At 58.0% G+C, this 16,114-nt stretch carries 20 protein-coding genes, 1 tRNA gene and 1 pseudogene; 15 read left to right on the top strand and 7 right to left on the bottom strand.

Going from position 1 to position 16,114, the window contains the following annotated elements; translation table 11 throughout:
- Positions 1-13 precede the first annotated feature (13 nt).
- From TU73_RS24940 to murB, 7 genes are read left to right on the top strand one after another with little or no spacing between them, the layout of a single operon-like run.
- Positions 14-649, top strand: a complete 636-nt coding sequence (locus TU73_RS24940; protein ID WP_046068614.1) for a MotA/TolQ/ExbB proton channel family protein — start codon at positions 14-16, stop codon at positions 647-649.
- The gene (locus TU73_RS24935; RefSeq protein ID WP_043046643.1) at positions 646-1,074 is read left to right on the top strand and encodes an ExbD/TolR family protein; all 429 of its coding nucleotides are present in this window, start codon (positions 646-648) and stop codon (positions 1,072-1,074) included. Before TU73_RS24940 ends, TU73_RS24935 begins: the two co-directional genes overlap by 4 nt.
- The gene (gene lpxK, locus TU73_RS24930) at positions 1,074-2,084 is read left to right on the top strand and encodes a tetraacyldisaccharide 4'-kinase (protein ID WP_057014426.1); all 1,011 of its coding nucleotides are present in this window, start codon (positions 1,074-1,076) and stop codon (positions 2,082-2,084) included. The genes TU73_RS24935 and lpxK overlap by 1 nt, the downstream gene beginning before the upstream one ends.
- Before the next feature lie 24 nt (positions 2,085-2,108).
- Entirely contained in the window at positions 2,109-2,294 is a 186-nt protein-coding gene (locus TU73_RS24925; RefSeq protein ID WP_003174668.1) for a Trm112 family protein, read from the top strand.
- Complete coding sequence (gene kdsB, locus TU73_RS24920; protein ID WP_057014425.1) at positions 2,291-3,055, top strand: 3-deoxy-manno-octulosonate cytidylyltransferase; 765 nt, start codon at positions 2,291-2,293, stop codon at positions 3,053-3,055. Before TU73_RS24925 ends, kdsB begins: the two co-directional genes overlap by 4 nt.
- Positions 3,055-3,519 (top strand): low molecular weight protein-tyrosine-phosphatase, encoded by a 465-nt coding sequence (locus tag TU73_RS24915; protein WP_057014424.1) that lies wholly within the window; start codon positions 3,055-3,057, stop codon positions 3,517-3,519. Before kdsB ends, TU73_RS24915 begins: the two co-directional genes overlap by 1 nt.
- Entirely contained in the window at positions 3,516-4,535 is a 1,020-nt protein-coding gene (gene murB, locus TU73_RS24910) for a UDP-N-acetylmuramate dehydrogenase (RefSeq protein ID WP_057014423.1), read from the top strand. Before TU73_RS24915 ends, murB begins: the two co-directional genes overlap by 4 nt.
- Before the next feature lie 69 nt (positions 4,536-4,604).
- Here the strand turns inward: murB and TU73_RS24905 are convergent, their stop codons facing one another.
- Entirely contained in the window at positions 4,605-5,276 is a 672-nt protein-coding gene (locus tag TU73_RS24905) for a Bax inhibitor-1/YccA family protein (RefSeq protein WP_046068609.1), read from the bottom strand.
- A 152-nt stretch (positions 5,277-5,428) separates the two neighbouring features.
- Between TU73_RS24905 and TU73_RS24900 the strand changes: the two genes are divergently transcribed.
- A tRNA-Ser gene (locus TU73_RS24900) sits at positions 5,429-5,519 on the top strand.
- Positions 5,520-6,121: 602 nt separating this feature from the next.
- On the opposite strand, the gene TU73_RS24895 is transcribed toward TU73_RS24900, so the two are convergent.
- The 6 genes and pseudogenes from TU73_RS24895 to TU73_RS29420 all read right to left on the bottom strand — a co-directional run.
- On the bottom strand, positions 6,122-6,691 hold the full coding sequence (locus TU73_RS24895; protein ID WP_057014422.1) for a hypothetical protein: 570 nt from the start codon (positions 6,689-6,691) through the stop codon (positions 6,122-6,124).
- Positions 6,692-7,330: 639 nt separating this feature from the next.
- On the bottom strand, positions 7,331-7,696 hold the full coding sequence (locus TU73_RS24890; RefSeq protein ID WP_156421257.1) for a hypothetical protein: 366 nt from the start codon (positions 7,694-7,696) through the stop codon (positions 7,331-7,333).
- Positions 7,697-7,791: 95 nt separating this feature from the next.
- Positions 7,792-8,667 carry a hypothetical protein gene (locus tag TU73_RS24885; RefSeq protein ID WP_156421256.1) on the bottom strand — a complete coding sequence of 292 codons (876 nt, stop codon included), beginning with the start codon at positions 8,665-8,667 and terminating at the stop codon, positions 7,792-7,794.
- A gap of 568 nt (positions 8,668-9,235) precedes the next feature.
- On the bottom strand, positions 9,236-9,562 hold the full coding sequence (locus TU73_RS24875) for a DUF2388 domain-containing protein (RefSeq protein ID WP_057014418.1): 327 nt from the start codon (positions 9,560-9,562) through the stop codon (positions 9,236-9,238).
- Between the two features lie 302 nt (positions 9,563-9,864).
- On the bottom strand, positions 9,865-10,428 hold the full coding sequence (locus TU73_RS24870; protein WP_057014417.1) for a hypothetical protein: 564 nt from the start codon (positions 10,426-10,428) through the stop codon (positions 9,865-9,867).
- A 76-nt stretch (positions 10,429-10,504) separates the two neighbouring features.
- Positions 10,505-10,593 (bottom strand): annotated as a pseudogene (locus tag TU73_RS29420) (DUF159 family protein); the annotation flags it as partial.
- Positions 10,594-10,817: 224 nt separating this feature from the next.
- Between TU73_RS29420 and TU73_RS29060 the strand changes: the two are divergent.
- The 7 genes from TU73_RS29060 (at position 10,818) to TU73_RS24845 (ending at position 16,113) form a co-directional block, all read left to right on the top strand.
- Positions 10,818-10,982 carry a hypothetical protein gene (locus TU73_RS29060; protein WP_156421255.1) on the top strand — a complete coding sequence of 55 codons (165 nt, stop codon included), beginning with the start codon at positions 10,818-10,820 and terminating at the stop codon, positions 10,980-10,982.
- Positions 10,982-11,911, top strand: coding sequence for a ZIP family metal transporter (locus TU73_RS24865; protein WP_057014416.1), 930 nt, complete (start codon positions 10,982-10,984; stop codon positions 11,909-11,911). Before TU73_RS29060 ends, TU73_RS24865 begins: the two co-directional genes overlap by 1 nt.
- A 167-nt stretch (positions 11,912-12,078) precedes the next feature.
- A complete protein-coding gene (locus TU73_RS29200) occupies positions 12,079-12,240 on the top strand; it encodes a hypothetical protein (RefSeq protein WP_164484442.1) in 162 nt (53 codons plus the stop codon).
- A 5-nt stretch (positions 12,241-12,245) separates the two neighbouring features.
- Positions 12,246-12,563, top strand: coding sequence for a hypothetical protein (locus tag TU73_RS24860; RefSeq protein ID WP_057014415.1), 318 nt, complete (start codon positions 12,246-12,248; stop codon positions 12,561-12,563).
- Between the two features lie 150 nt (positions 12,564-12,713).
- Positions 12,714-13,454 carry a hypothetical protein gene (locus TU73_RS24855; protein ID WP_057014414.1) on the top strand — a complete coding sequence of 247 codons (741 nt, stop codon included), beginning with the start codon at positions 12,714-12,716 and terminating at the stop codon, positions 13,452-13,454.
- Positions 13,455-13,596: 142 nt separating this feature from the next.
- Positions 13,597-13,866: a hypothetical protein gene (locus tag TU73_RS24850; protein ID WP_057014413.1), complete on the top strand. Its 270-nt coding sequence runs from the start codon at positions 13,597-13,599 to the stop codon at positions 13,864-13,866.
- 135 nt (positions 13,867-14,001) lie between these two features.
- Positions 14,002-16,113: a TonB-dependent receptor family protein gene (locus TU73_RS24845; RefSeq protein ID WP_057014412.1), complete on the top strand. Its 2,112-nt coding sequence runs from the start codon at positions 14,002-14,004 to the stop codon at positions 16,111-16,113.
- Position 16,114 lies beyond the last annotated feature (1 nt).

Here is a 16,114-nt window from a genome sequence, read left to right as displayed (position 1 = left end):
GGGGACATTCACTGTGTGGGAATTGGTCAAATCCGGCGGCTGGATGATGTTGCCGATCATTCTGAGCTCCATCGCCGCACTCGGCATCGTAGCCGAACGCCTGTGGACCCTGCGCGCCAGTCGCGTCACCCCCGAGCACCTGCTGGGGCAGGTCTGGGGCTGGATCAAGAACAAGCAGCTCGACAAGCAAAAACTCAAGGAACTGCGCGCCAATTCGCCGCTGGGTGAAATCCTCGCCGCCGGCCTGGCCAACTCCAAGCATGGTCGCGAGATCATGAAAGAGTGCATTGAAGAAGCGGCTGCGCGGGTGATCCATGAGCTGGAGCGTTACATCAACGCCCTCGGTACCATCGCCGCCATGGCACCGCTGCTCGGCCTGCTCGGCACGGTGCTGGGCATGATCGACATCTTCAGCTCATTCATGGGCGCGGGCATGGCGACCAATGCGGCGGTACTTGCCGGCGGTATTTCCAAGGCCTTGATCACCACGGCTGCGGGCCTGATGGTGGGGATCCCCGCGGTGTTCTTCCACCGCTTCCTGCAACGGCGCATCGATGAGCTGGTGGTCGGCATGGAACAGGAAGCCATCAAGCTGGTGGAAGTGGTGCAGGGCGACCGTGACGTGGACCTGGTCGAGGGCAAAGCGTGAAATTTCGCCGCAAGCAACGGGAAAATGTCGATATCAACCTCGCGTCATTGATCGACGTGGTGTTTATCCTGCTGCTGTTCTTTGTCGTGACCACCACCTTCACCCGGGAAACCCAGCTGCGTGTCGATTTGCCTGAGGCGGTGAGCGGTTCGCCTGCCGAAGACCAGCAGGTCAAGCAACTGGACATCGCCATCAGCGCCGATGGCGTGTTTTCGGTGAATAATCAGTTGCTGGAGAAAAACGACCTCGCCAGCCTGATGGAAGCCTTGCAGAAGGAATCCGGTGGTGACACCCAGTTGCCGCTGTCCATCAGCGCTGACGGCAAGACCCAGCACCAAGCCGTGATCACCGCCATGGACGCTGCCGGCAAGCTCGGTTTCAGTCATTTGCGCATGACCACCGTCGAGGCGGCGAGCCCACCCTGATGGCCATGTCCGATCGTTTGCTCAAGGCCTGGTACGAGGGCCATCCGGCACTGGTGTTGTTGCGCCCGCTGGAGTCACTGTATCGCCGGGTAGTGCAACGCAAGCGTGCGCGCTTTGTGGCGGGCGAGGGCGAGATCTATCAATCGCCGGTGCCGATAGTGGTGGTCGGCAATATCACCGTAGGAGGCACCGGCAAGACGCCGTTGATCCTATGGCTGATCGAACACTGCCGCCGCAGCGGTTTGCGCGTGGGCGTGGTCAGCCGTGGCTATGGTGCCAAACCGCCGCAACTGCCGTGGCGGGTCGAGGCCGGCCACAGCGCCGACGTGGCCGGCGACGAGCCCTTGCTGATCGTGCAGCGCAGCGGCGTAGCGCTGATGATCGACCCCGACCGCAGTCGCGCGGTAAAGGCCCTGCTGGCCAGCGAACCCCTTGACCTGATCCTTTCCGACGACGGCCTGCAGCATTACCGCCTGGCCCGCGATCTCGAACTGGTGCTGATCGATGCCGCCCGCGGGCTTGGCAATCGCCGCTGCCTGCCTGCCGGGCCGTTGCGCGAGCCGGTGGAGCGCCTGCAGAGTGTCGATGCGCTGCTGTATAACGGTGCCGCGACAGACCGTGAGGATGGCTTTGCCTTTCGCCTGCAACCCACTGCGCTGGTTAACCTGCACAGTGGCGAGCGCCAGCCGGTAGCCTACTTTCCTGAAGGCCAGCAGGTGCATGCAGTCGCTGGTATCGGCAATCCGCAACGTTTCTTCAATACCCTTGAAACGCTACACTGGCAGCCGATACCCCATGTTTTTGCCGACCACGCGCCCTACAGCGCCGAGGTCTTGAGTTTTACCCCGTCATTGCCGCTGGTCATGACCGAAAAGGACGCGGTGAAGTGCCGCGCCTTTGCCCAGCCCGACTGGTGGTACCTTGCGGTGGATGCGGTGCCGTCACCGGCGTTCGTCGCCTGGTTCGACACGCAGCTGATGCGTCTGCTGCCCGACCGTCTCTTGCCTTAAAACGCTTCTTTCCAGGAAACACTCATGGACACCAAACTGCTCGATATCCTCGCTTGCCCGATCTGCAAAGGCCCGCTCAAGCTCAGCGCCGACAAGACCGAGCTGATCAGCAAGGGCGCCGGCCTGGCTTACCCCATTCGTGACGGCATCCCGGTCATGCTCGAAAGCGAAGCCCGCACCTTGACCACCGATGAGCGCCTGGATAAATGACCACCGCCTTTACCGTTGTCATCCCCTCGCGCTATGCCTCGACGCGCCTGCCGGGCAAGCCGCTGCAAATGATCGGCGACAAACCGATGATTCAGCTGGTGTGGGAGCAAGCCTGCAAAAGCAGCGCCGAGCGCGTGGTGGTCGCCACCGATGACCCGCGTATTATCGCTGCGTGCAAAGGCTTTGGTGCCGAAGCGGTACTGACCCGTGAAGACCACAACTCCGGCACTGATCGCCTGGCCGAAGTGGCCACTCAGCTCGGTTTGGCACCAGATGCCATCGTGGTGAACGTACAAGGCGATGAGCCGTTGATCCCGCCGAGCGTCATCGATCAGGTTGCCGCCAACCTGGCGGCCCATGGTGAAGCCCGCATGGCGACCCTGGCCGAACCGATCGAAGATATTGAAACGCTGTTCAACCCGAACGTGGTGAAAGTGGTCAGCGACATTAATGGCCTGGCACTGACGTTCAGTCGCTCGACCCTGCCTTGGGCGCGGGATGCCTTCGCCAGCAATCGCGACGTATTGCCGGAAGGCGTGCCGTATCGCCGCCACATCGGCATATACGCCTATCGTGCCGGCTTCCTGCATGATTTCGTCAATTGGGGCCCCTGCTGGCTGGAAAACACCGAATCCCTGGAGCAACTGCGTGCCCTGTGGCACGGGGTGCGCATCCATGTCAGCGATGCCCTGGAGGCGCCGCCAGCAGGTGTCGACACCCAGGAAGATCTGGAGCGCGTCCGTCGCCTGCTGGGCGCCTGATGGAAGTCCTGTTTGTATGCCTGGGCAATATCTGCCGCTCGCCGACCGCTGAAGGCGTGCTACGCCATAAATTGCGCGACGCAGGCTTGGCCGGCCAGGTTGAAGTGGCGTCTGCCGGCACCGGCGAATGGCATATCGGCAACCCGCCGGACCAGCGCAGCCAACGTGCGGCGCTGGCGCGTGGTTATGACTTGTCATCCCAGCGTGCCCAGCAGGTCAGCCGCGCTGACTTTGCGCGCTATGACCTGATCCTGGCCATGGACCACAGCAACCTGCGCAACCTCAAGGCCATGCAGCCGGGGCAGGGCAAGGCAGAACTGGATTTGTTCCTGCATCGCTTTGACGGTGAAGTGGACGAGGTGCCAGACCCTTACTATGAGGGTGAGCAAGGTTTCGAGCGGGTCCTGGACCTGATCGAGCGCGCCTGCGATTTATTGGTGATCGAATTGAAGGGGCGCTTATGACCTTGCAAGTGCTTGCGCAGGTATCGCTCAAGCCATTCAACAGCTTTGGCATTGATGTGCGCGCTCAATTGTTTGCCGAGGCCCACAGTGATGCGGATGTCCGCGAGGCGCTGGCCTACGCGGCCACGCAAGCACTGCCGCTGTTGGTGATAGGCGGTGGCAGCAACCTGTTGCTGACCCAGGATGTGCCTGCCCTGGTATTGCGCATGGCCACCCAAGGCATTCGCCTGGTGCATGACGATGGCGAGCAGGTCATCGTCGAGGCCGAAGCAGGCGAAGCCTGGCATCCGTTTGTGTTGTGGACCCTTGAGCACGGCTTTTGCGGTCTGGAAAACCTCAGCCTGATCCCCGGCACCGTCGGTGCGGCGCCGATGCAGAACATCGGGGCCTACGGCGTGGAGATCAAGGATGTGTTCGCCGGCCTCACCGCCCTGGATCGCCAGACCGGCGAGCTGCGGGATTTCAGCTTGGACGAATGCAGGTTTGCTTACCGTGACAGCCTGTTCAAGCATGAAGTCGGGCGCTGGTTGATCCTGCGGGTACGCTTTGCCCTCAGCCGCGCCAGCCAGCTGAAACTCGACTACGGCCCGGTACAACAACGCTTGGCCGCCCAGGGTATTACCAACGCCACGCCAAGCGATGTCAGCCGGGCGATCTGCAGCATTCGCCGGGAAAAACTGCCCGATCCAGCGGAGCTTGGCAATGCCGGCAGCTTCTTCAAGAACCCACTGGTATCCCAGGCCGTTGCTGATGAGCTGAAAAGCCAGTATCCGGACCTTGTGGCTTACCCCCAGGCCGACGGGCAAATGAAGCTCGCCGCTGGCTGGCTGATCGACAAGGCAGGCTGGAAGGGCTTTCGTGACGGTGATGCGGGCGTGCATAAGCTGCAGGCACTGGTGCTGGTCAACTACGGTACCGCCACAGGCCGCGAGATTGCCAACCTGGCGCTACGTATCCAGCAGGATATCTTCCAGCGTTTCAAGGTTGAGCTGGAGATGGAGCCCAACCAGTACTGATTTTTCAGGCCTGAAAATGAAAATGCCCCGTATCTCGCGATACGGGGCATTTTTTATTGTGACGACTGATCAGTCGTCGCGGCTCATGATGCCGAAGATCTGCAACAGGCTGATAAACAGGTTGTAGATCGATACATACAGGCTCACGGTCGCCATGATGTAGTTACGCTCACCACCGTGGATGATGGCGCTGGTCTGGAACAGGATGCACACCGAGGAAAACAGCACAAAACCCGCGCTGATCGCCAGTTGCAGGCCACTGATCTGGAAGAACATGCTGGCCACCACAGCCGCCAGCAACACGAAGAAACCTGCGGTGATGAAGCCACCCAGGAAACTCATGTCCTTACGGCTGATCAGCACGTAGGCCGATAGGCCACCAAACACCAGGGCCGTCATGGCAAACGCCGAACTGACCACTTCCGCACCGCCGGCCATGCCCAGGTAGCGGTTGAGGATCGGGCCGAGGATAAAGCCCATGAAACCGGTCAAGGCAAACGCCGACACCAGGCCCCAGGCCGAGTCGCGCAGCTTGTTGGTCAGGAAGAACAGGCCATAGAAGCCGATCAACACGACAAAGATATTCGGGTAACCGACGCGCATCTGTTGGGCCACGTAAGCCATCACGCCGCTGAATGCGAGGGTAAGGGCGAGCAAGCCGTAGGTGTTGCGCAACACGCGGCTGACTTCAAGCTGCTCAGCCTGCGCGTTACCATTCACTGCGTAATTCTGTTCGCGCATGGCGACACTCCTTCAGTTTTGAAACGTTCAGTCGCAAAGATCATAACAGACGCCCTGTAACAAGCGATGCAGAGAGTTTGACAGTGTGTTTCATTCGGGTATTATGGCGCCCGCTGACACGGGATGAGCTACTATAATCCTGTGATGCACAAGGGAAATTGGCAGAGTGGTTGAATGCACCGGTCTTGAAAACCGGCGAACGTTAATAGCGTTCCCAGGGTTCGAATCCCTGGTTTCCCGCCAAGATTCATACAAAAGCCTCGCGAAAGCGGGGCTTTTGCGTTTCTGGGGTTTGACCTATCAGAAACCATACAGCCTCATCGTTTCCACATCATTTAAGGCAGTTTCCGCCACTTGTGGCGCATCTCTGTCAGTGGGTCGGCTTCACGATCTCCCCGACACGTCGATAAACCGTCTCGGTTAGCCGTCGGCGTTGCGCCTGGCTATGGTTTATGGTTTGCAGCGTTCGCCCGGTCTATGTCCTTCCTTTTCTGAGGCGACTGCTCCCAGGGCCGGGCGGGCTCCTCTAGACCTGCGCTGCCGGAGCGTTGACCAGGTTGCCAAGCTCGGCGTTACCAACCTCATCCATGCCTTGCTTTTCACTTTGGAGAGCCAACTCCATCAGAGCTGCTTCCAATGCGAGCTGATTCTCGTACATTCGCTCAAGCAAATCTGGGAGTGAGTATTCCCCTGATATGTGTGCTAACCCATCTAAAAGAGCTAAGCGTAGAGGGACCTACCAAATTGGCGCTTTGAAGCAAAGGCCTCGGCATAGCCAGGGCCTTTATTTCTTACTTTGAAATGAAGCGGCGGATATGCTTTCAACAATACTTTAAGTTTTCTGTTCAGTCATTGCCCATCGCCTTCTTGGTAGGGTTGAAAGAGACCTTTTTGGCGTCGCCGCTCCAGTAGTTGGAACTCATGCAGGCCGTCCAGAACAGTTCGATGGAGTCTTGCTCTCCGTTGAGCATGCTTTGTAACTCCGCAAGAATCTCCGCTAGGAGAATCGTTTCGCCATGGCGCAGTTTGACAATCCATGTCAACTCCGCTGCCGGCTCGTTCCAGTAACAAACGCCGCAATCGCCGATGTCACGGTCTCCATCTAGCGCGAGGTTCAGGCTCAGAGTTTCATAGGGATTGATGCCTAGGGCAGGCTTCGAGTAGCTCAGGTGTTTGTGGTCGTACCAGTCGTCGCGCTGGGCTTTGGTCCAGTAGATAACGACCTCGTTTCTGATCTGCGCCTGGATGTCATCAATGCCGCGATGATGATAGATATAGTCATCCGCGACTTCATCGGACATGGTGCTGCCAAACTGACCCAGTGTGATCATGCTGATCGGAAGATCCTTTGAAGGAGGAAACTTCTGCGCCTGTTCGCCACCGTGGCCTCGGACATAAACTCTGTAGATTGTCATTGGGTAGTCCTTTGGTTGAACAACTTCCTTGAACGAATGTTAGGTGTAGCACAGGCGTAGCTTTTCGCAAGAAGCTGAGGAGGATAAAGAGTCAAATATGAGGATGGCTATATATCACCGAACAAGCTCACGATGTATAAAAGATAAATTGAAGGATTGGGCAGACTCCTATTATTGGTAGGTAACAAACGTTTTTTAGCCGATGTCTGGTTTTTTGTTTCGCGAGTCCTTGTTTTATAAGGCCAGAGTTTTTACTACTCGTTTGTAGCGCCCCTCGGACGTTCTCGCCGACCTCTGGTATTCCTTGTTGCTCCACCCTTACGAACCCGCGAACAGCCAGTTCGAGCGCCCAAGAGCCCACGGCCGGATTTGATTGTCGGGTAGTCAGACGCGGTTACCCGCGCCCAACCCCCTAAGAACCGTGCATGCGAGTTTCCCAGCACACGGCTCAAGCCTCTGCGAAGGCACCTTCAGACACCCGGTTATACATCATCCACGTTGGCAAATTGTCCTGCCCTTGGATGGTTGCGTATTGGCAGCGGGTAAAGAGCTGGCTATGTCGTACGCTGAACTGTGAACACTACCTGCGCTGTGACAAGGCGCCGGGGCATTGAGCGACGAAGTGAATAGTACAAGCGTCTACCACCCCCCTGGAAACCACTGGCGGGCAAGGTTTACCGTCACACGCAGTGCATGCTGACTTTGGTCGCACTCCAATACCTGATCTTCGGGCTTTGCTGCTTTGCGCCACCTAAGATTTGCCGCCAAGCCTTTGGCATAGGTTTTGGCAAATTCGTGGCTGGCTTCTTTGGTAAGGCGCATTGCTTTCGCATAGTCCGCTTCAAGGTCTTCGGGCAGCGATTCACACGCCAGCTTGGCTTGCTGATACCTAACGGCGTACATGTAGCCGTCAGTTGGGGCTTCGTCATAGCCGTAGCGGGAGGGCTCCGCGGCCATAGCTGGGCCAACGATAAGCACTGCGCAGAGATACAAGCGTGTGTGCATGGGTTTGGTGTCTCGGAAAAAATCGGCGAATTATACTTGGCTCACTCGCGCCACGTTTCTGAGTGCGCCAAATCGTGGCAAAAGATGGCACTAAGTCAGTGGCGTTTTCTCTCCATTTTTTCGAACAAGGATTGGAGATGGGAGGGGTCTAGGCAGTCAGGTGCCAGCATTTGCACCTGCTTGAGATAGGCCCGAACTTTAGGGTTTACGCTATCGCCCTTCAGTGCCAACAGGTAATAACCGTCGGCGCGGAACTGTTCAAGGCTCAGAGCAACCGGTTGGTGGATGTCTCTCATGGTGGTCAACGGTTGTTGGTGGTTGACTTCGGGTAGCTGAGAGTCTTTGAAACAGTAAGAGCCTCTCGCTGGCAGTGGGTAATAATCAGAGTACCGATCAGGCTGCTCCAGAGCTCTGGCCAGCTGACTATGCTTGCGCAGAAGCTCTGGGTCATCGAATTTGTACCGCTGGAACGCTTCGTCACAGTTGCGCAGCACTATTACCGCTCCGGCAATCAACCCTTGATCGGAGGCGCTCTGGTAAAGCGCGCAGGCTTTTGCATGCATCGCCTCATGGCCATCTAGAAGGGTTGCCGCACGACCATCGTCCAGATTCGCCAATAAGTATGTCGCGACACCGTGTCCTCCAGCGCTGGCTTTACGCAGTTCATCCTCATAGGCCTCAAGTCCTTTCGTTGCTTCCTGTATGGATTGGCTCATTGTGAACTTGTCGATCTTTCCCTGCTGTTCTTTGTCAATCAGTTGATCAACACGTTGCTGTATGTCATCAGCTAAGAGCATTGCGTGCTCAAAGACCGCCTTGGTTTCGGGAGTTGGCGCAGCCTGTACCTCAGCACTCAGGGCGATGCTGAAAAATAGGATTGAAAGACGAAGTTTCAAAGGCGTTTCTTCCCTGATTGCGATTGTTCGAGTCTCCATTCCTGTAATGGACTCAATCAAGGTGGGGTAGTTCACATGCCAGGCCGGCACTCAAGCATCAGGGCAATTTATGACGAGACCTGCGAGTGATGCAGGGTTTCATTCGGGGCTGATCGTGGGATCAGTAACACCGAGCCTCAGGGAAAACAGAAAATTTCTCTCGCTCTGTACTATTTTCCTCCCCTATCCGGTCGCATAATTGCCGCCTTAACATCGGGGCGCTTACATGAGAAACAGGGGTAAGGTTTTCTGGGACTGGGCTGATCCCGCACTTCATACTCGATCCGTAGATGAGCGGCAGCCTGATGGCACGCTTCTAAACGTCCAGGTGCGAATGTCGCTTCTCGGCAGAACGGAGTTGTTCATTGGGGTTTACGGAATTAATGGGAAGATGCTTTTTGAGGAGGCGCCCGATTCATTGCCGGGAGAAACGATGACAAACGCTCTGGCGAGGGGTCTCGATAGGGCTAGGTTAAATGCCCCACTGGCCACCCAATCAGTGATGAGAGGGTTGTGAAGGCAGTGGCCCCTAATTAGCGCAAAAATAATCTGTTGCCGGTATCCGCTCTCGCTGATCGGCCCACGGGTACCTTAACAGTCGGTATCAGTATGTAGTCGCAATCGCCTGGGCGAGCTGCATATCGGACATGAGGGGCGATCTATAAGTCGAGCGATAATGCCGGGATGCTTGCTCAAACTGCGCACCGCGAATCTCGCCATTCGAGCCTATGTAGGCAAGAGCATCGGTTTTGGCTGATTTGAAAAGCTCTGGCGGTTCGGTGGTGAGAGACGTCGTTGCCCCAATCAGAATAGTTGGCAGGAACGTCGTGATCATCAGACCTTTTTCGAAAGGGTTGGCATTTTCCGCCGCTACTACCTGGTTGCCGATCAACGTCATCACGACGATTACAAAAGTCTTCCATGAGCCCATTCTTTGATGCTTGCTTTGCGGTGTGAGGGCGCCACCATAGCAGAGTGGGGGATCACTAGAAACAAGAAGGCCGGCGCTGGGCCGGGGGCGCAAATCGTGCTGCTCTCAAAAGAACACCTCCGATAAAACGAGATATAGTTACGAAGAATGTGCTCATCTTCTTCACAACCAAGGACGGTGATCATGAGTTTCAAATACCTGTTGCCTCTGTTCAGAAGTTTTGCCGCCGCTTTTGTAGCGCTCGGGATCAAGCTGGCTTCTGTGCAAGGTAATTCGGTTTCATGAACGCCGACTGATTCGATTCAGCAATTGAACACCGGCGCATAACGCTCTTCGCGCTTTTTGAAGTGAATCGGCGCCATGGGGACTTTTTCACCGTTGACGAAGATATCCGGAAAGGTCAGCGTGAAGTCGTCCATGTCGCCTTTACCCAAAGGAGTGCCTTTAATCGAGGACGTGGATATTTGCTTGGGGTCGAACCCAGTTTTCAACTGCTCAATACTGACCTGATAGGTCTGCCCCGAAGCCAGTTTCACGGTTACGTCAGGCGAGGCTGCACTCACCCAAAGCGACGTAGCGGCGTTACCCGGATGCGGTTTATACAGGCGACCGAACAGGCGAAGTTCTGTGTCGGTAGCCCTCACCTTACCCGGCCAACTGAGTGTCCCCGGCGGGGCCACATACACCAGCACGCGAACCCAGTTGAGCTCCTCGGACAGTGGCGTAAAACTGATTGCGGCGTGTGCGCCCGGGCAGGTTCGTGAGAGCAGGGCATTCTGGCCCACCGACGATTCCGGATGCAGGTAGGGCCCCGTGCTGCACCCCGCGACCAGTGCCAACAGCGAACACAGCAGGTATTTGTTCATCGCGCATTTTCCTTTGCTATCTGGGGAACGCGTGCATTAAAGCGATTTATATCGCGTGGGGCCGTGCACGGCAGATAACCCGGGCACTGACTGGAGCCGCGCGGTGTTTGGCCCAGTGTGGACGCCATCCCCAACGTGGGGATCAGCATGCAGCAGGTCTTCCTGCCAGGGTTTTCTACTTCGGCTCTTCGACCGTTTGTCACCCACCGCCAAATCTATTTGAAATTTTGCCTGACAGGCCACTTCAGATAACTGTGAGGAGGTGAGCCGACGGCCGACTTCCGCTCCAATATTGTCGCAGCAACCTGACATGAATGTTTGAGCAACCATTGCCCCACGCCCGTAACGGCGTGCGGCCCAAGCTAAAAAATTATAATCAGGAAATTCCCATGACGCGTGATCACGTGAATACGGCTTCGACTTCAGTAACAGCATTGGACGCTCTGTTCCGCTCGGCCGCCGCTTCGTTCGAGCGTGATGCTGGGCGCCTCGTCCAGCAACTGGCGTTGATGAAACGTCCTGCACGGCGCGGCTCAATCAAGCGGGGCGGCTGATGTCGGAACTGACCACGGCGCCTGAAGGCTTGAAGAATGGCTGGGTCCGGCGTGCTGCGCAGCTGGGCTGGTCAGGCAGGTTATTCTGGGCGGTGCTTGCGACGGTCACTGTGCTGCTGCTCGCCTGCGGGTATAGTGCGATTGTGGATGCCGATAAAAACCATCTTCGCTACGCCGTATTGGGGGGCGCGAGTGGTTTTGTCGCCACGGCAGCCGGTGCCATCGCTGCCATACTTTTGCGTGATATTGGCGCGAGGACGCAGGATGTGATGCTGGGGTTCGCCGCCGGGATGATGCTCGCAGCGAGTTCCTTCTCATTGATTCTGCCAGGCATTGAAGCTGCTCAAGCCATCAGTGGCAATCAATTGTTGGCCGCGGGCGTCGTCGTGTTGGGGCTTGCACTTGGCGTTGCGCTGATGGTCGGACTTGACCGCTTCGTACCTCACGAACACGCCGAGATTGGACGCCAAGGTCCACAGACCGAGCGCTTCAACCGTGTCTGGTTGTTCGTTCTTGCTATCACGCTGCATAACCTGCCCGAGGGCATGGCCATTGGTGTCAGCTTTGCCCATGGAGACCTGACCGTTGGCATGCCCCTGACAACCGCTATCGCCATCCAGGATATCCCTGAGGGCCTGGCGGTGGCACTGGCGCTGCGCGTGACCGGCATTTCGGCATTGCGCGCCGCGCTTGTTGCCATCGGCTCCGGACTGATGGAGCCGCTGGGCGCCGTGGTCGGCCTGGGGATTTCAAGTGGATTTGCGTTGGGTTATCCCATTGCATTAGGACTTGCCGCAGGGGCAATGATTTTTGTCGTGTCTCACGAAGTCATTCCAGAAACCCACCGCAATGGGCACCAGACATCTGCCACATTAGGGTTGATGTTGGGCTTTGCGGTGATGATGTTTCTGGACACGGCGCTTGGCTAGCATGGGCAGTGGCTGTATAGCAGGCCATTGCCGTTAGCAAGGCGCCAAAAGCTCCCGCAAACACATATCGGCATTCCCTATTTGTGAATGACATCACGATGCCTCTATGATCGGCACGCGCCCGGCATCGGGCCGCTGAGCCTCAACCCCCTTTGAAGGATACGAGCATGGACAAGTACTTCGATAATTCAGGCCTTTTCAAACGCACTTCGTATGAAGGCAATGCCTCCCTGGACGCCAGCATCACTGGCTGGGAGCTGAAAAATATCGCGCTGAATACGAAGGAATTTTTGATATGTCCAAAGAACTACTCGGAGTTTTTGCTCTAGGGTTGATGGTGATCGGGGAGTTTTGTGCAATCTACAGCGAGGTGGTAACCGCCAGGCTGGCCCACACCGGCGGCGGCTCCTGGGGAGCGTTTATGCTGCCCGTCGTGGTGATGTGTTTTGCCGGGTTTTGCCTGCTGGGCGCCTATTGGCTGGGGTACAGGGCGGTGGGTGACATCTGGATTGTCACCGTGGTCTCGGTCACGTCCTTGTTGCTACTTGAGCCCGTGGTGGTCTGGTCGCTGTTTCATGAAGCGCCTGGACGCGGCGCGCTGGTCGGGTTTTGCCTGGGCGCCTTGGGCATGCTTGCCACGATACTGCTTTAACGCACCCGGTCATCCAGTGCGGGTCAGATCAGCGCCTGTAGTCCTATGCTTATCTGACCCGTGCGGCTGCACTTTTTTCCATTCTGCTGATCTATCCCTGTCCCGGCCACCCGACTCCGAGGGTGGCCCACAGAGTCAGACCCGGTGCCGATGGATCGAACGTCAATTGTTTTTACCTCGCTATGGCCGCTGTTGCTGGCCGTGGTGTTCGCGCTCTGCGCAATGGGTTGCAGCCAGCAACAAGGCCGCGATATCGCCAGGCAGTTCAGCAGCGGCAAGCCCGATGAGTTCTTCCAGACCAGCGTCGACCGCATGGCGACCCTGGGCATGCGCGACAACCTGCAAAGCCTCTACCTGCTGATGAGCAAGCTCTACCTGCGTAACCCCAGCCAGTGGCGCCAGTCGGGTTACCCGGATGCGGTGAGCGCCGCGCGGGAAATCCGCCAGGCCATCGAAAACCGCCAACCCTTGCCCGCACTGGGAGACCGGCGTGATCTGGTTGCCCTGAGTTATTCCTTGAGTCCCGACTTTCGTGGCGACCGGGTCGGTGCGTTTATCTACGCGATCGGCAGCATGCTCGTGACCGCCCACGGCGGGCGCACGCAGTTTTATGTGACTGACTCGATCAACCCGCAGTTCGTCAGCAATGCCGCACGCAATATCGAGAAAGCCACCTGGCTGCTCAGCCAGCGTCAGGATGCCAATGGCGTGTTGCTGCTGTTTTCCAATGAAATATCGGAGGAGGGCAGTAACCTCAGTTTTGCTGTCGAGTTTGGCAAGATCGTTGCGCGCCTCGACTTGCTCACCCAAATTCTTGATGAACGTTACCGCCGCATCGGCCTCAATTACGCACAAAGCCTGTTGCTGATGAATTTTCTGCCGGTGCAGTGAGACGCGGCAGCGCGCATAAATAGCTCAAACGGTGCGGTGTTTCCCTTTCCATTGTAGGAAGCGGCCTATCTTGCCTCCTGCTGCTTGAAACGCTTCCCGGCGGGCAATAGCCTCGGATTTTTCTTAAACACGAGGCCCTACATTGGGTAAACGAAAAACGGTTTGGCCCACGGATCGCGAAATACGTTTGCGGTTTATCCTCTTCGCCGTGATCGATGCCGCGACTGTCCAGGGCGTCTCTGCCGAGTTGCTGTTGCCGGCCCACAAGCTGCTGCGTGACTCGCCCACGGAGGCCCAGTTGCGCGATGCACTGGGTGAGATTCTGGCCACGGAGCAAATGTACGGGTTCCGCTTTCAGGCAGGTTCGGAAGCCGATGATCTGATGCGGGCGTTGGCGGCGCCGGACGGCTAAATCAGGTTCGATACTGTCTTGGACGCCGCCTGGTCCGTCAATAAGGCGTGACCTGGCGGGCGTACTTGCCTTCCCATCACTGTTCGCGTGGTGGGCCCGGCCTGCCACGCTCCTGAATTCCAAGGACCCGCCCCAATGCTGCTGCGTCAACCCCCGTTCCTTTTTGCCGCCCTGACCCTCAGCTCGCTGGTACAGGCCGAAGGCCTGCAATTGGCGCCGGTCGAAGTCACCACCACTGAGGCCAGCGCTGGCGAAATCGCCCAGGCGCAGCTCAGCAGCGTGCCCGGCGGCACCAACTATATCGATATGAGCAGCGTGCAACAGGGGCGTGTCAGCACTAACGAAGATGTGTTCAAGTACCAGGCCGGGGTGTACGCCAAGGCGGCGAATAACGAAGGGGTGAAGTTATCCATTCGCGGCTCGGGCTTGAACCGCAGCCCAGGTGCCCATGGCTCCGGCCTGTATGAGATGTTCGACGGCCTGCCGCTGACCGGACCGGGCGGCACGCCCTATGAGCTCAAGGACCCGCTGTGGCAAAGCCGGGTGGAAGTGCTGCGTGGTGCCAACGGGTTCGATCAGGGCGCGTTGGCATTAGGTGGCTCGGTCAATTACGTCACCCACACGGGTTATGACGCGCCTAAGCTGCAGGTACGCTACGAGGTCGGCAGCCGCGGCTACGCCCAGCGCGAGATCAGTTCCGGCCAGGTGCTGGGAGATGCCGACTACTACATCAGCCTTACCGATTCAGAGTCTGACGGTTACCAGCATCAAAGCACCGGCTCCGGCAAGGGCATCGCCGCCAACTTCGGTTACCGTTTCAACCCGGACCTGGAGACGCGTTTCTACTTGCGTTACCGCGAAACCACCAATGATTCCCCCGGCAAGCTCACTCGCTACCAGATCAGCCATGACCCACGTGCCGCCAACAGCGTGAATGCCGCTCGCGATTCCAAACGCCTGCAACCGGGCTCCACCTGGATCGCCAACAAGACCACCTTGCAGCTGGATGACGCATCAAGGATCGAGGTCGGGCTGGCCTATCACGACTACCCCATGGACCTGCGCGAAGGCAGCAACCGCCTGAAAGTCGCCTACACCGATATCAGCGGCACCCTCAACTACATCCGCCAGGACAGCCTGTTCGGCCATGCCAGCAAAACCACCGTCGGCCTGCGCACCACCCAGGCGATGCCCAACAATGGCGCCTCTGAGTACGTACGCACCCCCACCGGCAATACCGCCAGCTACGCCCCCGGCACCAAGACCCGCGACTACAGCTACCTGGGCTCAGACACCGTGCTGCATATCGGCAACGACCTGGAGCTGGTCCCCGACCTATGGCTCACCACCGGCCTCGCCGCGATCTACACCCGCCGCGAAACCCAGGTGACTTACCCCGAGGGGCAGGCGCCGCTCAGTCAGCATGACTGGGACTATGCACCGCGCATCGGCCTGCGCTACGACTTCACCCCGCAACTGCAGGTCTACGCCAACCTGAGCCGCTCGGTGGAGCCTGCGCATGCCTGGTCGATGATCTGGGGTTCCAACAAGTACTTCACCACCGGACCCGCCAATGGGCTGGCACGCGAAGGCGTCAGCCTGAAGAACCAGACCGCCACCACCCTGGAAATCGGCGGGCGCGGCGAAGCCTGGCTCGGCCAGTGGGACCTGGCCCTCTACCGCTCCGAAGTACGCCACGAACTGCTCTCCGTGGAAACCCAGGCCCAGACATCCACCAGCAATGCCATCATCGCCGAATCCAACGCCAGCCCCACCGTGCACCAGGGTATGGAACTGGGCCTGCTCAGCCCGCTATGGGACGGCGGCCGCAGCGGCAAGCTCGACCTGCGCCAGGCCTACACTTTCAGCGATTTCCACTACCGCGACGATGAGCGTTTCGGTGACAACACCTTGCCCGGTATCCCCAAGCACTACTACCAGGCGCAGGTGCGCTACAGCCACCCGACGGGTTTCTACACCAGCCTTAACACGGAGCATGCCTCACGGATCGCGGTGGACTACGCCAATTCCTACTATGGCGCGGCCTACACTACATTCGGTGCCACCTTCGGCTACGACGCGCCCAAACAGGACTGGCAAGCCTGGGTCGACCTGCGCAACCTCACCAACCGTCGTTATGCCAATACCGTTACGCCGGGTTACGACGACAAGGGCATGGACGTAGCACGTTCTACCCCTGCCGATGGACGTGGTATCTACACCGGTGTGTCTTGGCGTTGGCGTTAAA

This window comes from Pseudomonas libanensis, from assembly GCF_001439685.1.
Classification (GTDB): Bacteria; Pseudomonadota; Gammaproteobacteria; order Pseudomonadales; family Pseudomonadaceae; genus Aquipseudomonas; species Aquipseudomonas libanensis.
The sequence above is the reverse complement of the archived record's forward strand: the minus strand, read 5'-3'. Positions and strand labels throughout refer to the sequence as shown.